We start from the raw sequence: 19,334 nt of genomic DNA on the forward strand, positions 1-19,334 counted from the left end.
TATGTTTTTTGAGGGGTTGTGGTACCGTTCGCAAGGTATTTTGACGGATTCATTGGTATTGAATTTGCACAAACACCCCGAACACCTAATTTTGCACCCAATACTCAGAACCTGAGAAAGTTTTGGAAAATATCCCGGACCATATTATTGGTCCTGATCGCACTGATCATACTGGCATGGCTTGCATTGCAAACTACGCCGGTTCAAAACTGGCTGGTACAACAGGCAACCGCCAGATTATCGAAAGATCTCAAGACCACCGTTTCCATCAAGCATGTAGATTTTGCGTTGTTCAATAAGATGAGCCTCGAACAAACGCTGATCAAAGACAGAAAGAACGATACCCTCCTTTATGCCGGTGCACTCAAAGTAAATATCACCGACTGGTTCTTCTTCAAAGACAAGATCGAACTCAAATACCTCGGCCTCCAGGATGCAGAGATCAATCTCAACCGAACGGACTCCATCTGGAACTACCGGTTCATTCTCGAATATTTTTCAGGTCCGGCAGATACGAGTTCCAAAAAGAGCGGCATCAATCTCGATCTCAAAAAGATCGATCTCGATAATGTAATGCTCAATCAGCGCGATGCATGGCGTGGTGAAGATCAGCTGATCCGCTTCAGCAGCCTCGATATAGATGCCGAAATGGTGAGCCTCGCCAAAAAACAACTCTGGCTGAGAAGCGTGAATATCGATAAACCACTCTTCGCCATTTACAATTATGTTGGCAACCGCCCGGACTCACTTCGTCCCAAAAGTGTGGACACCATTATAGTGAATGATCCCAATAAGCTCCGCTGGAATGCCGGCAACTGGGATATACGCATTGCTCAACTGAATCTCAATAACGGCACTTTCAAAAGTGATGTGAATACGGAGCGTAAGCCCTACGATTATTTCGATGGCGCGCATATTCAGTTCAGCGATATCGAAGCCAATTTCAAGAACGTGCGCTTTCAGCAGGATTCCATTACTGCCGTGATGAACCTCAGCACCAAAGAAAGAAGCGGACTGGTAGTGAAACATCTCAAAGCCAACTTCAAGGCTCATCCCGAAGCCATGGAGTTCAATAATCTGGATCTGGAGACCAACCGCAGTCACCTCCACCGCTACTTCGCCATGCGTTACAACACTTTCGACGATATGAGCGACTTCATCTCCAAAGTGCGCATGGAAGGCGACTTCGATGAAGCGTATCTCGAAAGTGACGATATCGCTTACTTCGCTCCGGAGCTGAAAGAATGGAAAAAGAAAGTGCGCATCAATGGGAAGATCAAAGGCCCTATTGAAAACCTGGTGGCCAGAAAGATCACCATCGAAGCAGGACAAAACGCTTACCTCAACGGAAATATCAGTCTTAAAGGACTGCCCGATATAGATAAGACCTTCATCGACTTTGAAGCCACCGATTTCAGAACCACTTACAAAGATGCGATAGCCATCATACCCCAACTGCGAACAATTACGCAACCAAGGCTCGATCGCATCGAGTTCCTGCGCTTCCGGGGCAACTTCACGGGATTCGTAAAAGACTTCGTAACCTACGGAACCATCGAAACCAATCTCGGTACAATTGTGAGTGACGTAAATATGAAGTTCCCGGATAAAGGCCATACCAGTTATGTAGGGAACCTCAACACCAGCAATTTCCAGCTCGGAGAATTCATCAATGTGCCGCAGATCGGGAAGATCAGCTTCAAGGGGAAGGTAAACGGACAGGGCCTTCGCACCGGCAACCTCAACGCCAAACTCGACGGCAACATAGCATCATTCGATGCATACGGATATGTCTATCACGATATCATAGTAAAAGGAACCGTAGCCAAACGCCTCTTCAACGGAGAACTGAATGTAGCCGACTCGAATCTAACTGCCAAACTGAATGGTCTGGTAGACTTCAGCAAGGCTGTGCCTGAATTCAATTTCGATGCAGACATTTCTAAGGCGAGTCTGAAGAACCTCAAGCTCACCAAAGACAGCATCGATGGATACGGCAAATTCAAATTCGATTTCACCGGAAACAATATCGATAACTTCTTAGGAACAGCACGCATTTACGATGCTTCAGTATTCAAGAACGGAAGAAGGATCTCCTTCGATTCGCTGAGTGTGGAATCGAAAGTGATGGGCAACAACAAAGTGATCACCGTACTCAGCAATGAGTTCGATGCAGCGCTGGTGGGCGATTTCTCCATCATGGAGCTGCCTGCTGCCTTTCAGAGTTTCCTCAATAAATATTATCCCAGTTATATCAAGCCGGCACAGACACTGAAGAACGAGAACTTCAGTTTTGTGATCACCACTAAGAAAGTGGAGGACTATCTCGACTTCGTAGATAAGAATCTGGGCGGCTTCAACTTCAGTACCATTGCGGGGCGCATCAACAGTAAAGAGAACCTGCTCGATCTCAATGCCGAAGTGCCGCAGTTCAATTATAAGAATCTCACCGTGTACAATGTGAGTTTGAAAGGCATCGGGAATATGGACAGCCTTTCACTCGAAAGCAGCATCGCCGATGTGTATGTGAACGACAGCCTTCACTTTCCGGGAACCACCATCCGCATGAGTTCGTCCAACGACTTATCGCATGTGATGGTGAAAACCAGCGCCAGCCAAACCATCAATGCAGCCAGTATTGCCGCCAAAGTGCAGACCATGCCTCGCGGTGTGCGCATACTCTTCGACAAAAGCAATTTCGATGTGAATGGAAAGAACTGGCTCATCGAAAAAGACGGAGAGCTGGTGTTCAGTGAGGATCTTGTATCTGCCGACGGCGTACGCATCTACAGCGGCGATCAGGAAATACTGGTAACCACCCACCCTTCCGATATAGGCAACACCAATGATGTAAGGGTGGAAATGAAACGCATCAATATCGGCGACTTCACACCCTACTTTGTGAAGAAGAACAGAATTGAAGGATTGTTCACCGGAACGGTCGACATATCAGATCCATTCAAAAAGTTCCAGGCAGATATGTCGGGCGAAGCCGAACAATTCAGGCTCGACGACGACAGCATCGGAAGAGTGGCGCTGAAAGGCAATTACAGCTCGCGTACAGGAACCGTAAACTTCGGTGCGCTGAGCAAGAACCCGCATTACAATTTCGATATCGCCGGAAGCTACAACACCATCGATACCGTCAACAGCTTACCGCTGGATATAACCGGCGAGTTCAATGATATGCGTATCAGGTTGCTGCAGCAATACCTCGATGGCGTATTCACCGATCTCAACGGATATGCCACCGGCGATCTGCGCATCTCCGGCGCTCCCGACAACCTGAAATATACTGGTACGGTAACGCTGAAAGAAGGACAGCTGCGCGTGAAGTACACCAACGTGCTGTACAAAATTCCGCAGGCCACTTTCGATTTCAGAGATGGATTTGTTGACTTCGGCGCATTCCCCATCAAAGACGAATACGGCAATACAGGCCATATCACCAAAGGCATACTCAAACACCAGGCATGGGACAATCTCGAATTCGATTTCGGGATGAACACCAATAAGCTGCAGGTACTCAACACCAACGGCACCGGTAAAGACGCTTATTTCGGGAACGTATTCGCCAAAGCGAATATGACGCTGAAGGGCCCGCTGGCTGATATGAAAATGGACATCAAAGGCGAACCCGCTGACAGTTCCAAAGTGTATATCCGTTCTACATCCTCACGCGAAAGCGGACAGGCAGACTTCATCGTATGGAAAGTCTACGGTCGTGAAATGCAGCCGGAGAAACAGTTTCAGGAGAGTAACCTCACGGTATCGCTCGATATCACCGCCAATAACCTGGCCAATATGTACGTGATAATGGATGAGCTTACCGGCGATATCATCCAGGCTAACGGACATGGCAACCTGAAAATAAAGGCGGGTACCAGTGGCGATTTCACCATCCTTGGCCGCTTCGATATCGACAGAGGAAATTACAATTTCAGTTTCCAGAGCTTCCTGCGCAAACCATTCAAACTGCGCGAAGGTGTGGGCAACTATATTCAATGGAAGGGCGATCCCTATGATGCGGATTGCAAGATCGATGCGGAGTATCATGCGGAGAACGTGCGTTTCAGCGATCTCGGTCTCGATCAGTTTTCGCTGGCACAGGGAAGCACGGGCGTGAACAACGCCGTGAAGAAATATCGTGGCGAAGTGATAGTGGTGGCCAACCTCACGGAGAAGCTCATGCGTCCGAAGATCAAATTCACCATCGAGCTGCCGCAGGGAAGCGCGCTGAAGAACGATCCGGATGCACTGGCCATTCTGCAGCGCATACAGAACGACGAGAACGAATTGAACAAACAGGTAGCTTTCCTCATTGTGTTCAACAGCTTCGGCCCCCTGCAAACCGGCAGCCAGAGCGGGTTGGGCAATATCGCGTTTGAAGGTGTGGTGATCGGAAGCATCTCCGGAATGGTGTCTGGAGCACTCAGCAAATGGAGCTCCAATATCTTCCAGAAGATATTCAACGATAAGAGCATCAAGGTAAACTTCAATGCCCAGTTGTACAGCGGGTACAATCTGGTGGATGGTTCGGACCGGAACCGCATCAACTACGACCGAAGTAATCTCAACCTCAATATCGGTAAGAGCTTCCTTAATGAGCGGCTCACCTTTACATTTGGCAGCGCCCTCGATTTCGGATTGAGCAGTGAGCAGGCGCAGGCCACTAAGAACCTGCAGTTCCTTCCTGATATCACTGCAGAGTGGAAGATCAGGCAGGATGGAAAACTGGTGCTCACTTTCTTCTACCGCGATTCCTATAATTATCTAACTGGTTCGGGCGTAGGTGCAAGGCAGAACCGTTCGGGTGCGAGCATCAGTTACCGCCGCGACTTCGACAAGATCGATGAACTCTTCAGAGGTGAGCGGAAAAAGAAACCAAAGGCAGCGGCTGCGCCTCCGGTAGTTCCTCCCCAAAAAGACAGCGCCGGAGCTAATTAGCACCGGCGCGGCAATTACTTGTTGAAGTATATGGGAGGATGTTATCCTTTCAAGATTTCATGTCCGAGTTTATCCCGTTTTGTTTGCAGGTATTTTTCGTTGTGCACGTTAGGCTCAACTTCGATGGGTACAGCTTCTACTACTTCGAGGCCATAACCCAGCAGTCCTGCGCGTTTGCGTGGGTTGTTGCTCATCAGTTTCAGCTTGGTGATGCCGAGTGAGCGAAGCATTTGTGCACCGATGCCGTAATCGCGTTTGTCCATCGGGAAACCGAGGTGGAGATTGGCTTCAACGGTGTCCATGCCGTTTTCCTGCAACTTGTAGGCTTTGAGTTTATTCATCAGACCGATGCCTCTGCCCTCCTGGTTCATGTAGAGGATGGCACCTTTTCCTTCTTTCTCTACCATCGACATGGCAACATGCAGTTGTTCGCCGCAATCGCAACGGAACGATCCGAGGATATCGCCGGTAAAGCAGGATGAGTGCACACGCACCAGCACGGGTTCGTCTTTCTCCCATGTTCCCTTGATGAGGGCCAGGTGCTCGGCATTGCTGCTTTTGTCGCGATACGCCACCAGTTTGAAATGACCATATTTGGTAGGCATGTCTACACGCACCACTTCTTCGATCAGCGAATCGGTTTTGAGGCGATACTCGATCAGGTCTTTTATGGAGATGATTTTGAGATTGAATTTTTTAGCGATCTCCATCAGTTCGGGGAGTCGGGCCATGGAACCATCTTCGTTACAGATCTCAACGAGCGCTCCGCCATAAGGTGGAGGGAATCCGGCGAGACGGGTAAGATCGGTGGTAGCTTCTGTATGGCCGGCTCTTCTGAGCACACCGCCTTTTTTGGAACGGAGCGGGAAGATATGTCCGGGACGGGCGAGATCGGAAGGTTTGGTTTTTGGATTCACCAGCGACTGAAAGGTTTTGGCCCTGTCGTGTGCGGAGATACCGGTGGTACATCCGTCGCCAAGCAGGTCTACCGATACGGTGAAAGCTGTTTCGTGCAAGGCGGTATTGTTGTTCACCATCAGACCCAGTTCCAGCTCATCGCAACGCTCTTCGTCGAGGGGTGCGCAGATGAGACCACGGCCGTGAGTGGCCATGAAATTGATGAGTTCGGGGGTGATATTGTGAGCAGCCGTGATAAAGTCGCCTTCATTCTCACGATCTTCATCGTCCACTACAACTACCAGTTTACCGTTCTTTATATCTTCTATGGCACTTTCAATAGAATCAAGCATACCCTAAATTTTTGCAAAGTTACTAATAAAACATCCTACACAGAAGAAGGTTCGCAGGATGCGCTGATAAGGATAAATCGTTGACCGCAATGGTTGGATGGAGGCAGCAAATTGCCATGATTGCCTGTCTTTTATTACGGATAAGCCAGTGCGGGGATTGTATAAGTACTTGTATTTAATGGTGTTTGGGTAGTTTTTCGTAACCGCAGAGGGGTGTGCATAATGTGTTAATGGCTTTTTAACACTTGATAATTTTTTCTTTTACTTTTGTCGCCGAAAAGACCCCGGATCCTTATCCAGAAACCTTAGAATCATTGAAAATGGTTAAGGCCAACCAAAAAGCAAATGCCCTTCGCGGCGGGTTGGTAGCAAATTTCCACTAGATAATCATGCAGTTAAGAGTCGGAATTAATTTAAACATAATATAACGCTTGCCGATGAGGTTAAGCAGTGATTGTTTCTTTGCACCCAATTAATAAACACGTCTTAATATGAGAAGAACTACTCTGTTATTGTTAACCCTGCTTCTGGTAGGTTTGGGCTTTGAAGGTCTGGCCCAGGTTACTACCAGCAGTATGTCCGGAGTTGTGAAAAACGACAAAGGCGAAGCCCTGGTAGGTGCTACCATTACCCTGAAGCACATACCAACCGGAGCATCTTTCAATGTATCTACCAGAAATGGTGGTGTATTCGACATCAACAACATCCCCCCCGGCGGCCCTTATTCTGTAAAAGTATCTTACATCGGTTTTTCCGATTACACTAAAGAAGACATCAATATTCCCCTCGGTGAGAGATATGACCTGCAGACAACACTGCTGCCGTCCAATTCAGAACTGCAGGTGGTAACGGTAACAGCTGCCCGCAGAGGTGCAACTGAAAAAACCGGCGCCAGCACCAATATCAGCAACAGGCTGATCCAAAACCTGCCAAACGTAACACGTAGCCTTGCTAACCTTACACGTATTACTCCCCAGTCTAACGGCAATAGCTTTGCCGGTATGAACAACAGGTATAATAACCTCACTATCGACGGTTCACTGTTCAACAACAACTTCGGAAGAGGTGGTGATGGCATGATCCCCGGTGGTGCAGTATCTGCCATCTCTATCGATGCCATCGATCAGGTTCAGGTGAACATCGCTCCTTTCGATGTACGTCAGGCAGGTTTCGTTGGTAGCGGCATCAATGCCGTAACAAGAAGAGGTACCAATAATATGTACGCTACTGTTTACGGATTCTACCGTAATCAGGAATTTACCGGCAAGAAAGTACTTGACAGAAAAGTTGATAATCCCAAACGCTCCAACAAAACTTTTGGTGCAAGCGTAGGTGGACCAATCATCAAAGACAAATTGTTCTTCTTCGTGAACTACGAAATGGAGAACAGAACGCAGCCTGGTCAGACTTTTGTTTCAAAGAAATCAGCTGACGACAAAAACCCTAATGCAACTTCAGTGCTGGAATCAGATCTGAAACTGGTTTCGGATTATCTGGTTAACAACTTCAAGTTCAACCCAGGTAAATATGAAGGATATGATTTCGATACAGACAACAAGAAGCTCCTTGCTCGTCTGGACTGGAATATCAGCAGCAGACATCGTCTGACACTTCGTTATACGCAGTCAGAAACCAATGATGATGATCAGGTCAATGCAGCGAGCACTACTGGTTTGACTGCAGATCGTATCAACAACAGCCGTCGTGGTGGTAAAACCGGCGGTATGGCTTTCAACAGCTCTAACTTCAAGAACAATGTGAAAGTATGGTCGGGAGTAGCTGAACTGAACTCTAATTTCAGCAACACCTTCTCTAACCAACTGATCGCTTCTTATACTGACAACGAACTGGAACGTGTTCCTAATTCAAACATGCCTTTCGTTGACATCATGAACAAATCAGATAAGACACAAGTGTATATTTCATTTGGTACTGATCTGTTCTCTTACAAGAACTCTATCTCCGACAAGGCGCTGAACATTGCTGATAACCTCACCATCAATCTGGGAAGACATACCCTTACAGCTGGTGTTAGCTATGAGTACATGAAGTTCGCCAACTCATTTACAGGTGCCGGTGGCCCTGCCTACTACCGCTACTCTTCAGTAGATGCGTTCATTGCCGGTGATGATCCGATTCACTTTGCAGTTGCTTTCGACCCCAACAACAGATTGGGTATCAAAGTACCTGAAGCTAAGTTTGCTCAGCTCGGCGTGTATCTGCAGGATGCATGGACTGTTTCAAACAAATTCAAACTCACTTATGGTGTGCGTCTGGATAAACCATTCTACCCTTACGATCCTCCAAAGAACCCAGCTCTTGAAGCACGCAGCTTTAAAGATGTTGACGGAAATATCGAGCACTTCGACGTAAGCAAATGGCCTAAATCCAGAATTCTGGTTTCTCCACGTGTTGGATTTGTGTATGATGTAGACGGAGATAAGAAAACCATTGTACGTGGTGGAACAGGCTTGTTCACCGGTCGTATTCCTTTCATCTGGATGGTTAATCAGGTAGGTGACAACGGTATCGTTCGCGCACTCTTCCAGACTAAAACTCCTGCAGGTTACGATTACAACGCAGACAGAACTACCTATATCCCTGCTAATCCTGATCCGGTTGGAACAAGCATTCTGTCAGGATCAAGCTTCAGCGCTATCGACAAGAATTTCAAAATGCCACAGGTTTGGAGAACCAACCTGGCGGTTGACAGAAAGTTTGGTGGCAACTATACTTTCACTCTGGAAGCGCTGTACACCAAATTCATCAACAACCCATTCTTCCGCAACGCCAACCTGGCTGATCAGTCTGGTGTGATCAATGGTATCGACAAACGTCCATACTACAACAATCCGGTTAACAATTCAGCGAACCTGAATACAGACATCAACCAAATGGCGGTGCTGGACAATACCAATAAAGGTTACAGCCTTGCGCTGACTGCAGGTGTTCAGAAATCATTCTCCAACAACTGGGAGGCTGGTATCGCTTATACCTACACACTGGCACAGGAAGTTTCAATCGGTAGCTCAGATCAGTCTGGTTCCGGATGGACTACCAACAACATTGCACGTAACCCAAACATTCCTGAACTGGGTCAGTCTAACTTCTCTGTTCCTCACCGTATCGTAGCCAATGGCTCATACAGAGTTGAATATGGCAGTCAGAAGAAATTGGCTACAACGATCGGCCTCTTCTACTCTGCTGCACCGCAGGAACGCTACAGCTTCCGCTACTCTTCCAACATCAATGGAGACGGCGCAAGCAACGACATCCTGTACATTCCGAAAGATGCCTCTGAGATCAAATTCGTAGAAGGCTTCAAAAACAGCAACGGCAACACTTACAGTGCTGCACAGCAAAGTGAGGCATTCTTCAAATTCATCGAAAGCGATAAATACCTGCGTAAACACAAAGGTCAGACCATGGAAAAATATGGCGCTCTGCTGCCATGGTTCCATTCACTGGATATGCGTATTCTGCAGGATTTCCGATTCAAAACCGGAGAGAAAAAACACACTATTCAATTCAGCATCGATGTGATCAACCTGCTTAACCTGGTGAACAAAGATTGGGGCTACCGCTACCAATACACTTTCGGAACCTTCCAGGATATGGGCATTGTTGGTATCGCTTCAAGCAGCAACAACACTGGCAAACTGGTTTATTCACAAGCCAACCCATTGTTCACTTTCGATCCTGAAGCGCCGAAGAAAGCTTACCAGCCTGCTTACAACACAGGAAGCACCTGGGGTATTCAGCTCGGTCTGCGCTACATCTTCAACTAATAGTTTAGCAATAGCGTAATACAAAAAAGTAAGAGCGTCCCGATTATTCGGGGCGCTTTTTTATTGCACTGTTTTGAACTGAAAAATATTTGAGTAGTTTAGCGAAGCCCTAAATCCATACCCATGAAATTTTTCACCCTACTGCTTCTCAGCTTTACAGCACTGATCGCTTCATGTGATTCTTCAGGCGTTCCCAATAAGGTTAAAATAAAAAAAACAGCAAAGCACCAGCAGATACCCGGTACCCGCATTTTCATGGAAATACCGGACGATTTCACCAGCCATCCACGAGAGCTAAGGTTATTTAAGGATAAGCAGACATACATCAACATCTATGAAACTGACCGTCTCAACTTTAAGGAGTATCTGGAAATGATGAAGGAAGATGCAGAAAAGAATAAGACGAAAAAAATTCCTTACTATCTCGAAAAGGATTTCAAAATCGGGAACGACAAAGCCCTCATCCACATTCGAAAAGGCGAAACATGGGAGACGGAATACATACATATGAAATTCGGAAACAAGCAATATATGGTACTGGCATTTGCCCAAATGCCTGCCGGTAATCTGAAACTAAGAAAGAAGATAATCGACGCCATGCTCTCCATGTATGTAGATACTACCGCCAAAGCAGACTTCAGCGCATTTGCAGATTTCACCATCGATCTCACGGGTACCGCTCTCCGGTTCGACTGTTATTCGGATAGTAGTTTTTATTATTCACCCGATGGAAAGGGCGACACATATTTCGACCCCATGAATACAGATCTCAGGATCCAGAAGATGGATGCTGTAACGAATTTGAAGACCACTGCCGATTCAATGATCATTAAGTTTAGCAGTGCGCAAAGCGATATGTCCAACAGAAAAGAAAGAAGCTTCGAACTCAATGGCCTGCCCGCCTACGAAATCACTTACGATGCCACTAAAGCTGGTATCAAAGTGAAAGTATATCAACTGCTCACCGGCAATAAGAATAAAACAATTTGTTTCACAGGGAAAGCTTTTGACAAGGAATTACAGGTGTATGACGATTTCGTAAAAATTGCCAAAACGCTCAAATTGTAGAGGAGTGTAAGAATATCACGTGCCTGTTTTTCAGCGGCAGGCATTTTTATTTTTGCGTAATTCCATGCAGCAAGGTATCTGCCAGAAAAGCAAGATGCTTTTCGATGAACGCATAATCATCTTCAAGAAACATTCTGCTGCCGACCGCGCGCATCGCCAGATTGGTGGTCTTCGCCCAAACCATCATTTCATCCTCACTCATGGGTCTTATTTCTTTCCTCCCTATTCCATAACGGAGAATTTCCTTCAGGATGTTTTCGATATAGCTGTCGCGCTGCTTCGCAATGTTCTCCAGCAACAAAGGATTTTCGGCAAGGTCTGCACGGAAAATAGAAAACTTATCAGCCTTCTCTCTGATAGAACCTAGAATGGTGGTATACAATAAACGGACCTTCTCAACCGAAGAATCCACGGAAGCGATCATCTCTTCGGAAAGCGTTCGCTGGTGATCGATATCACGCAACACCACCGCTTCGAAGATTTCCTCCTTCGTCTTATAATAATAGTACAGGGCGCTCTTGGTTTTGCCAATGGCTTTGGCAATATCTTCCATAGTGGTTTTGCGAAAACCAAAATGGCCGAAGAGGTCCCTCGCCTTGATCAGAATATCGTCCCTGACGGGATCTTTGGTAATTTGACTATTCGACATATTTAGTCAGATTGGTATCTATACAAAAATACCGAAAACTCCATCCAGAGTATCATCCGATCACGGAAACCTGGAAGATATTCTGTGTTTCCATTGCGAATTGACCATATTTTAATGATAATCAATTAGTAAGACATTTATCAGATAGGGAAGGAAGAATTCCTTCACCCGCATCCACCCTCCTTTTCACTTTTCTCTAACAAACTATTTGACTATTTGAGTTGATTAGTCGAATTCAATTACTACTTTTGACTTTTAAACTAAAATAGTCAAAAGTTCATGGAACAACTTATTCTGGATACAACCTATCAGTGGTTCACGGCTCAGGGGGTCCAGGCATTTACCATGGATGATATTGCATCCCGCCTCGGCATGTCGAAGAAAACATTGTACCGTTACTTCGTATCGCGCCAGGAACTGGTAGAGCTGGTAGCAAAAAGACTCGCTGACGATTATGAAGCATCCATGGATGCAGTGGACCAGCAACCCATCGACAGCTTACAAAAACTCCTCGGTTATATTTCTTCCGTTCTCAAATATTGCAAGAAGGTCAACCCTATTTTCTTTGCAGACCTCCGCAGACATTACCCCATTCAATATGTAGACCTGCAACGCACCATGGACAAAAGCCTTGGAGCCCGCATCGTGCGCGTATTGGAAGCGGGCATTCAGGAAGGAACCTTCAGAGGCAATCTTCATCCGCAGCTGGCCATCGCGCTCTGGCAACAACACGTGGCCACTGATTTTGAATTTGCATCGCAACTCACCAATGATTATTCGAAGGATGAAGTATTCCGTCAGGCTATGTACCTCTTCCTCTATGGTGTGGTAGCACCTGCTGCTATTCCTGCGCTGGAAGAAGCCATCAGTCAATTCAATCCCAACGATACAGAACAGCCGCAGCTTTCCATCAGGTAAACTGCCTCACTAACACTTTCATACTACAATCAAAAACATGAAACGCTTACACACGCTGGCCTTCAGGAGACCCTGGCTCATTGCGCTGGTACTGCTGGTAACTGCACCGGCAACACAGGCTCAACAGCTCCCCTCTCCTTTTACATTGAAGCATGCTCTGGAATTTGCACTGGAGCACAAATCGAACGTCAAAAAAGCGAAACTGGACGAAGAGAACAGTGAATACAAAATTCAGGAAGTGAGAAGCCGCGCGCTTCCGCAGGTAACCGGCAACGGTAGTCTCAACTACAATCCGATTCTGCAGCTGACGGCCGTTCCCGGTGATCTGGCTGGTCAACCCGGAAAAACCCTGCTGATCCCTTTCGGTCAGAAATGGAACAGCAGCGCCGCTATCGCCGTATCGCAGAACCTTTTCGATCAGTCGGTTTTTACCGGACTGAAAGCGGCTAAAACCACGCAACAATATTACCAGATCATGGCCCGGCTCACCGATGAGCAAACCATCGAACAGGTTGCGAGCAACTATTATCAGGTACTGGTGCAGCGTCAGAAACTGCTGATCATCGATAGCAATATCGCTACTGCCACCCGTGTGAAGAATGTAATTGAAGGGCAATACAAAAACGGACTGGCCAAAAAGATCGACCTCGACAGAACACGTGTGAACATCTCCAACCTGCAGGCACAACGCCAGCAATTGCTGAATGCCGTACAGATCCAGGAGAATACACTGAAGTTTTACATGGGCATGAATATCGCCACACCACTCGATATCCCTTCTGCCACATTCGACGAGATCCAACCTTCGATGCAACTCGCCTCTTCCAAACCCGACGTAAAAAATCTTACCGACTATCAGCTGCTTCGCAAACAGCAGGAGTTGCTGCATTTTCAGAAAGATGCCTACAAAGCTGAATATTATCCTACGCTCTCCTTATCCGGAAGTTACGGCTATCAGGGCGTTGGCAGCAAATTCCCCATCGGAGGCAGCAAGCCCGCCGTTAACTGGTTCGATTATGCAACTATCGGCCTGAACCTGAAGATCCCCATCTTCAACGGATTTGCTACCAGAAGCCGTGTGCGTCAGGCAGACATCGAGCTGAAGAAATTGAAAGAAGACATGGACAATACCGAGCTCGGCCTCGATCTCGCTTACGAGAATGCAAAAGCGCAGCTCACCAACAGCATCATCACACTCAACAATCAGAAAGAAAATACTGCACTGGCACAGGAAGTGTACGATAATACCCGCAACAATTACAATCAGGGATTAGCGCCACTCACCGATCTGCTCGATGCAGAGAACAGTCTTACCACATCACAAAACAACTATTCATCAGCCCTGCTCGATTACCGTCTCGCAGAGATCCAACTGATCAAAGCGCAGGGAAATTTAAAATCACTCATAAACTAACAACATGAAAAAGATAGTAAAGATCCTTGTGGCGGTAGTGCTTATTGGCGGCTCTCTGGCGCTGATCGCAAGCGTGCTGAACAAGAACAAGAAGAAGTCAGAAGAGAAAACGCAGCTCGTATCACAGACCAATGCAACAGTTGCCGTGCGGGTGAGCGCTGTTATCAAATCCACACCCGAACTCGATGTGGTGGCCAACGGGAATTTTGCACCATCGCAGGAACTGAGTTTCTCTGCCGAGAAAGCAGGTCGCGTAGTGAATGTATTGGTGAAAGAAGGAAGTTATGTTTCAAAAGGACAAACCCTTGCCACCATCCGCACCGAGCAACTGCATGTAGATGTGGCGAGCGCCGAAGCGGCCTACCAGACTGCATTAACAGACTACGACCGTTACACCAACGCCTTTAGAACAGGTGGCGTAACACAACAGCAGCTCGACAATTCGAAGCTGAATCTCAGCAATGCCAAAGCACGTCTCGAACAAACACGCATCAATCTCGGCGATGCCAATATCCGCGCAAGCATCAATGGTATTGTGAATGCGAAATACATTGAGCCCGGTTCTGTGGTAGCAGCAGGTACCAAACTCTTCGATATCGTAAACGTGAGCACGCTCAAGCTGATGGTGACCGTAAACGAAGCACAGGTTGCCAATCTGCAACTGGGCAAAAAAGTGAATGTAAGAGCCAGTGTGTATCCCGGTAAAGAATTCACCGGCAATATCACTTTCATTGCTCCGAAAGCAGATGCATCGCTCAACTTTCCGGTAGAGATCACCATCACCAACAATGCAGGCCAGCAGCTAAAAGCAGGCATGTACGGAACAGCCGTATTTGATTTTCCTGATCAGGCAGCTACCATCATTGTACCGAGAACTGCATTCGTAGGAAGTGTTAGCAGCGGTGAGGTTTTCGTAGCAAGCAATGGCGAAGCCAAGCTGAAGAAGGTAACAGCCGGCCGCGTATTCGGCGACAAAGTGGAAGTGATAAGCGGACTGCAGGAAGCAGATCAGGTGATCATCAGCGGACAGATCAACCTTGCCGATGGCAGCAAGATCACTGTACTGCAATAACCGTTAACCCATTGTTTGAGTTAAATATTTGATTGAATGAAACTCGCAGAAATATCCATAAAACGGCCATCCCTGGTGATAGTACTCTTTACGATACTCACGCTGGGCGGTCTGTTCAGCTACAAGATGCTGGGCTACGAACTGATTCCCAAGTTCGATACCAAGGCCATTACCATTGTTACCACCTACCCCGGTGCATCGCCCGGTGAAGTAGAGAACACCGTTACCAAAAAAATTGAAGATGCGGTAGCATCGCTCGAAAATATCAAGAAGCTGGAATCGAAATCGCTGGAGAGTGTTTCGCTGGTTACCATCCAGCTGCAACCCACAGCCGATGCGGATTACGCGCTGAACGATGCGCAACGCAAGATCAACAAGATCCTCAAAGATCTTCCGAAAGATGTTGATCCGCCTTCGCTCAGCAAATTCTCGCTCGACGATCTCCCTGTGGTTACGCTCTCCTCTTCTGCAAAAATGGAAGAGAAAGCATTCTACGACCTCATCGATAAAAGGGTGAGTCCTATTCTCAGCCGTCTAACAGGTGTAGCGCAGGTGAACCTTATCGGCGGATCTGAAAGAGAAATTCAGGTGAGCCTCGATGCAGACAAACTGAAAGGATATGGCATCTCTGTTCCGCAGGCACAGCAGATGATACTGTCGTCGAACCTAGATTTCCCTACCGGTAACGTGCAGACAAGAGAGCAAAGCATTCTGGTGAGGTTATCCGGCAAATACAAAACCGTCGATGAACTCCGCAATCTGGTGCTCACTTCCGCAAACGGCATACAGGTAAGGCTTTCAGATGTAGCAGATGTACAGGATGCACAGAAAGAAGTGAAGAAGATCTCGCGTGTGAATCAGCAGAACTCCATCGCCATCCAGATCATCAAACAATCCGATGCGAATGCCGTGGCAGTGAGTGAAGAAGTGCAAAAGCAGATTGCTAAGCTCGAAAAAGATTATGCCTCTGTAGGATTGAAACTCGGCATCGCCAACGACAGCTCGGTGTTCACGCTCGAAGCAGCGGACTCTGTTGTGCATGACCTCCTGATTGCCGTACTGCTCGTGGCTTTTGTGATGCTGTTCTTCCTCCACAGTTTGCGTAACGCCATTATTGTGATGGTATCGATCCCTGCATCGCTGATCGCCACTTTCATTGGAATGGCGCTTTTCGGATATACGCTCAACCTGATGAGTTTGCTCGGTCTTTCTCTCGTAGTAGGTATTCTGGTGGATGACGCCATTGTGGTACTGGAGAATATCTATCGTCACATGGAGATGGGCAAGAACCGCGTTCGCGCTTCGATCGACGGAACCAAAGAGATCGGATTTACCGTAACAGCCATCACACTGGTGATTGTAGTGGTGTTCCTTCCGATTGCATTGAGTACCGGGCTGGTATCGAATATCATCAAACAATTCTGTGTGGTGGTGATCATTTCAACCATGCTCTCGCTGCTTTCTTCGTTCACCATCGTACCATGGCTTAGCTCAAGGTTCGGTAAGCTGGAGCATATCACCGGCAAGAATATTTTCGGGAAGATCATCCTTCGTTTTGAAGCAGGACTCACGAAGTTCACGCACTGGATCACCGGCATTCTCAAATGGAGCCTTCATCACAAACGCGTAACACTTGCGCTGGTACTGGTGCTATTTGTAGGATCGCTGTACATGGTAGGGGGTGGTTTCATCGGATCGGAATTCTTTGCAAAGAGTGATCGTGGCGAGTTTCTGGTGCAGATCGAAATGCCCAAGGACGCTGCTGTTGAGCAGACCAACCTGATGACGCAACGCGCCGAAGAATATCTCCGCAAGAAACCTGAAGTAGTGGATCTGATCACTACTGTTGGTCAGACAAGTGAAGGTCTCGGTGCAAGCCAAAGCACACCGTACAAATCGGAGATCGATGTAAAACTGGTAGATAAGAAATTCCGCGCAGATGATTCTTACATCTACGCTGCTAAAATAAAACGCGAGCTGCAACCCATACTCGTTGGAGCAAAAGTAAAGACCATGCCTGTTGGTATGTTGGGTACAGCTGATAAAGCGCCGCTGGCATTGGTGGTGAGTGCATCCGATCTCGACAGTGCTATGGTGTACGCCAATGCAGCAATGGCCGAACTGAAGAAGATCAAAGGCGCTACAGAGATCAAACTCACCGTTGAATCTGGCAATCCGGAAATCAATGTGCAGGTAGACAGAGATAAGATGTCTGCACTCGGACTTACATTGCAAACCGTTGGTCTCACCATGCAGACAGCGTTTAACGGAAACACCGATGGCAAGTACCGTGCAGGTGAATATGAGTACGATATCAATATCCGTTACGGAAGCTTCAACCGAAGCAGCATCGATGATGTAAAGAATCTGGAGTTCACCAACGATAAAGGACAACATATCAAACTGTCTCAGTTTGCTGATGTGAAAGAAGCATCCGGCCCAAGTCAGCTGGAGCGTAGAGATAAGAGTCCGTCAGTAACGGTGGAAGGACAAACCGTTGGTCGCCCTACAGGTACCGTGGCAGCTGAATGGCAGAAAGCATTCGAGAAACTTCCCAAACCGATTGGTGTGAACTGGGTTTGGGGTGGCGACATGGAAAACCAGACGGAAGGTTTCGGTACGCTCGGCATTGCCCTGCTCGCAGCGATACTGCTGGTGTATCTGGTGATGGTTTCTTTGTACGACAGTTTCGTGTATCCCTTTGTGGTATTGTTTTCTGTGCCGTTATCGTTCATCGGGGCATTGCTTGCATTAGGATTGACCAATAATTCTTTGAACATCTTCACCATCTTAGGCGTTATCATGCTGATTGGTCTGGTTTGTAAGAATGCGATCATGATTGTGGATTTTGCGAATCATCGCAAGCAGGCAGGTGAGACTACGTTCAATGCACTGATTCAGGCCAACCATGCCAGGTTGCGTCCGATTCTGATGACTACGATTGCGATGGTGTTCGGGATGTTGCCGATTGCGATAGCATCCGGCCCCGGTGCAGAATGGAAGAACGGACTGGCATGGGTGATCATCGGAGGATTGGTGAGTTCATTGTTCCTTACGCTGATTATTGTACCTGTGATCTACGCCATTTTCGATCATTGGATCGATAAAGGGAAGAAGAAGAAAAAAGAACAACGCACTATAGAAGAATTGATGAATGAAGAGTATGTGGCTACGGAGACAGAAGACGGATTCACTCCGGTGCATGTAGTGTAGGAAGAATGTACAACCGTTAGGATCAATTTCGGTTGTTGTTTAGGGGTTATAGTTGAAGGCCGTTTCCAGGGGTGGAAACGGCCATTTTTTATGAAGATGCTTTCTTTAATGTAACTGTTACCCTCCTGTAATAAAGAAACTCATATAGCTGGATACGCCCACTTCAAAAACGCCGGCATCGCCTTACCCCATGTCTCCACATCATGCTTTCCATCGGGTAATTGCAGGTACTTCATATCCTTTCCTTCGAGATATCCTTTGTGCAGCAACTCACGCATCAGATCTATCGTATCATCGATGGTATCGATCACACCATTTCTGTTGCGGTCTTCTTTCTCATCCTGAGCGCCTACTTCAAAGAAGAATTTCTGTCCGGGATGATACACCCCTTCGCGTATCTGGCGATGCATCAGTCTGTCGCGGCGCTCATTGTAATCGCGATCCGATTTATCTTTGCTTCTCCACCACAGCGATCCGCTGAAAACTCCTGCCAGAGAAAACACGCGTGGATTGTTCCATACAATATCCAACGCACTCAGTGCACCGAGGGAAAAACCAGCAAAGGCTTTCTCTCCGCGGATCATCATCGGATAGTGCCCGCAACAATAAGGAAGCAGATCTTCGAGTATGAATTGCTGGTATTGTGGAGCTTTTGAACCACGGCCTTTGAAATCCGGAGAGGAGATCATGCCGTATTCATTGATTCTGTCTTCACCGCAATGAATGGCCACAATGATAACGGGCCTGATCACATTGGCTTCGTATAATTTATTGAGGATGGTTTCGAGACCGATTGCTTCCATATCCTGTCCATCGTTGAGGAAGAGCACGGGAACCGTGCCTTGCGGCGATGTAACGGGAGGAAGATAAATATTGAGCTTAACCGTTCTTTCCAGGGCATCTGATGGCAGTGCAATCGTTTCAACAGTTACCCCATTGCTTATAGCTGTATCCATAACGCGCCAAAAATACGCATTCCGATTTGTTTTTATGGGCCGGTTCCGATAAATTTGGT

10 protein-coding genes are annotated in these 19,334 nt (G+C 47.2%); 7 read left to right on the forward strand and 3 right to left on the reverse strand.

Features of this window, described 5'->3' with window-relative positions; translation table 11 throughout:
- Positions 1-147: 147 nt before the first annotated feature.
- Positions 148-4,947: a translocation/assembly module TamB domain-containing protein gene (locus HHL16_RS14700; protein WP_169425942.1), complete on the forward strand. Its 4,800-nt coding sequence runs from the start codon at positions 148-150 to the stop codon at positions 4,945-4,947.
- A 41-nt stretch (positions 4,948-4,988) separates the two neighbouring features.
- On the opposite strand, the gene HHL16_RS14705 is transcribed toward HHL16_RS14700, so the two are convergent.
- On the reverse strand, positions 4,989-6,197 hold the full coding sequence (locus HHL16_RS14705) for a bifunctional 3,4-dihydroxy-2-butanone-4-phosphate synthase/GTP cyclohydrolase II (protein ID WP_169425943.1): 1,209 nt from the start codon (positions 6,195-6,197) through the stop codon (positions 4,989-4,991).
- Between the two features lie 491 nt (positions 6,198-6,688).
- Here HHL16_RS14705 and HHL16_RS14710 point away from each other — a divergent pair, with 491 nt between their 5' ends.
- Both HHL16_RS14710 and HHL16_RS14715 read left to right on the forward strand, forming a co-directional pair.
- A complete protein-coding gene (locus HHL16_RS14710) occupies positions 6,689-9,985 on the forward strand; it encodes a carboxypeptidase regulatory-like domain-containing protein (protein ID WP_169425944.1) in 3,297 nt (1,098 codons plus the stop codon).
- A 123-nt stretch (positions 9,986-10,108) separates the two neighbouring features.
- Positions 10,109-11,053, forward strand: a complete 945-nt coding sequence (locus HHL16_RS14715) for a hypothetical protein (RefSeq protein ID WP_169425945.1) — start codon at positions 10,109-10,111, stop codon at positions 11,051-11,053.
- Between the two features lie 46 nt (positions 11,054-11,099).
- Here HHL16_RS14715 and HHL16_RS14720 read toward each other — a convergent pair whose 3' ends face one another.
- Complete coding sequence (locus HHL16_RS14720; protein WP_169425946.1) at positions 11,100-11,702, reverse strand: TetR/AcrR family transcriptional regulator; 603 nt, start codon at positions 11,700-11,702, stop codon at positions 11,100-11,102.
- A gap of 279 nt (positions 11,703-11,981) precedes the next feature.
- Between HHL16_RS14720 and HHL16_RS14725 the strand changes: the two genes are divergently transcribed.
- From HHL16_RS14725 to HHL16_RS14740, 4 genes are read left to right on the forward strand one after another with little or no spacing between them, the layout of a single operon-like run.
- Entirely contained in the window at positions 11,982-12,620 is a 639-nt protein-coding gene (locus HHL16_RS14725) for a TetR/AcrR family transcriptional regulator (RefSeq protein ID WP_169425947.1), read from the forward strand.
- Between the two features lie 37 nt (positions 12,621-12,657).
- Positions 12,658-14,034, forward strand: coding sequence for a TolC family protein (locus HHL16_RS14730; RefSeq protein ID WP_169425948.1), 1,377 nt, complete (start codon positions 12,658-12,660; stop codon positions 14,032-14,034).
- Positions 14,035-14,038: 4 nt separating this feature from the next.
- Positions 14,039-15,106 carry an efflux RND transporter periplasmic adaptor subunit gene (locus tag HHL16_RS14735; RefSeq protein WP_169425949.1) on the forward strand — a complete coding sequence of 356 codons (1,068 nt, stop codon included), beginning with the start codon at positions 14,039-14,041 and terminating at the stop codon, positions 15,104-15,106.
- 36 nt (positions 15,107-15,142) lie between these two features.
- Positions 15,143-18,319 carry an efflux RND transporter permease subunit gene (locus tag HHL16_RS14740; protein WP_169425950.1) on the forward strand — a complete coding sequence of 1,059 codons (3,177 nt, stop codon included), beginning with the start codon at positions 15,143-15,145 and terminating at the stop codon, positions 18,317-18,319.
- Between the two features lie 140 nt (positions 18,320-18,459).
- Here HHL16_RS14740 and HHL16_RS14745 read toward each other — a convergent pair whose 3' ends face one another.
- The gene (locus HHL16_RS14745) at positions 18,460-19,275 is read right to left on the reverse strand and encodes an alpha/beta hydrolase-fold protein (protein WP_169425951.1); all 816 of its coding nucleotides are present in this window, start codon (positions 19,273-19,275) and stop codon (positions 18,460-18,462) included.
- Positions 19,276-19,334: the final 59 nt, after the last annotated feature.

This window comes from Pseudoflavitalea sp. G-6-1-2, assembly GCF_012927185.1.
GTDB lineage: Bacteria > Bacteroidota > Bacteroidia > Chitinophagales > Chitinophagaceae > Pseudobacter.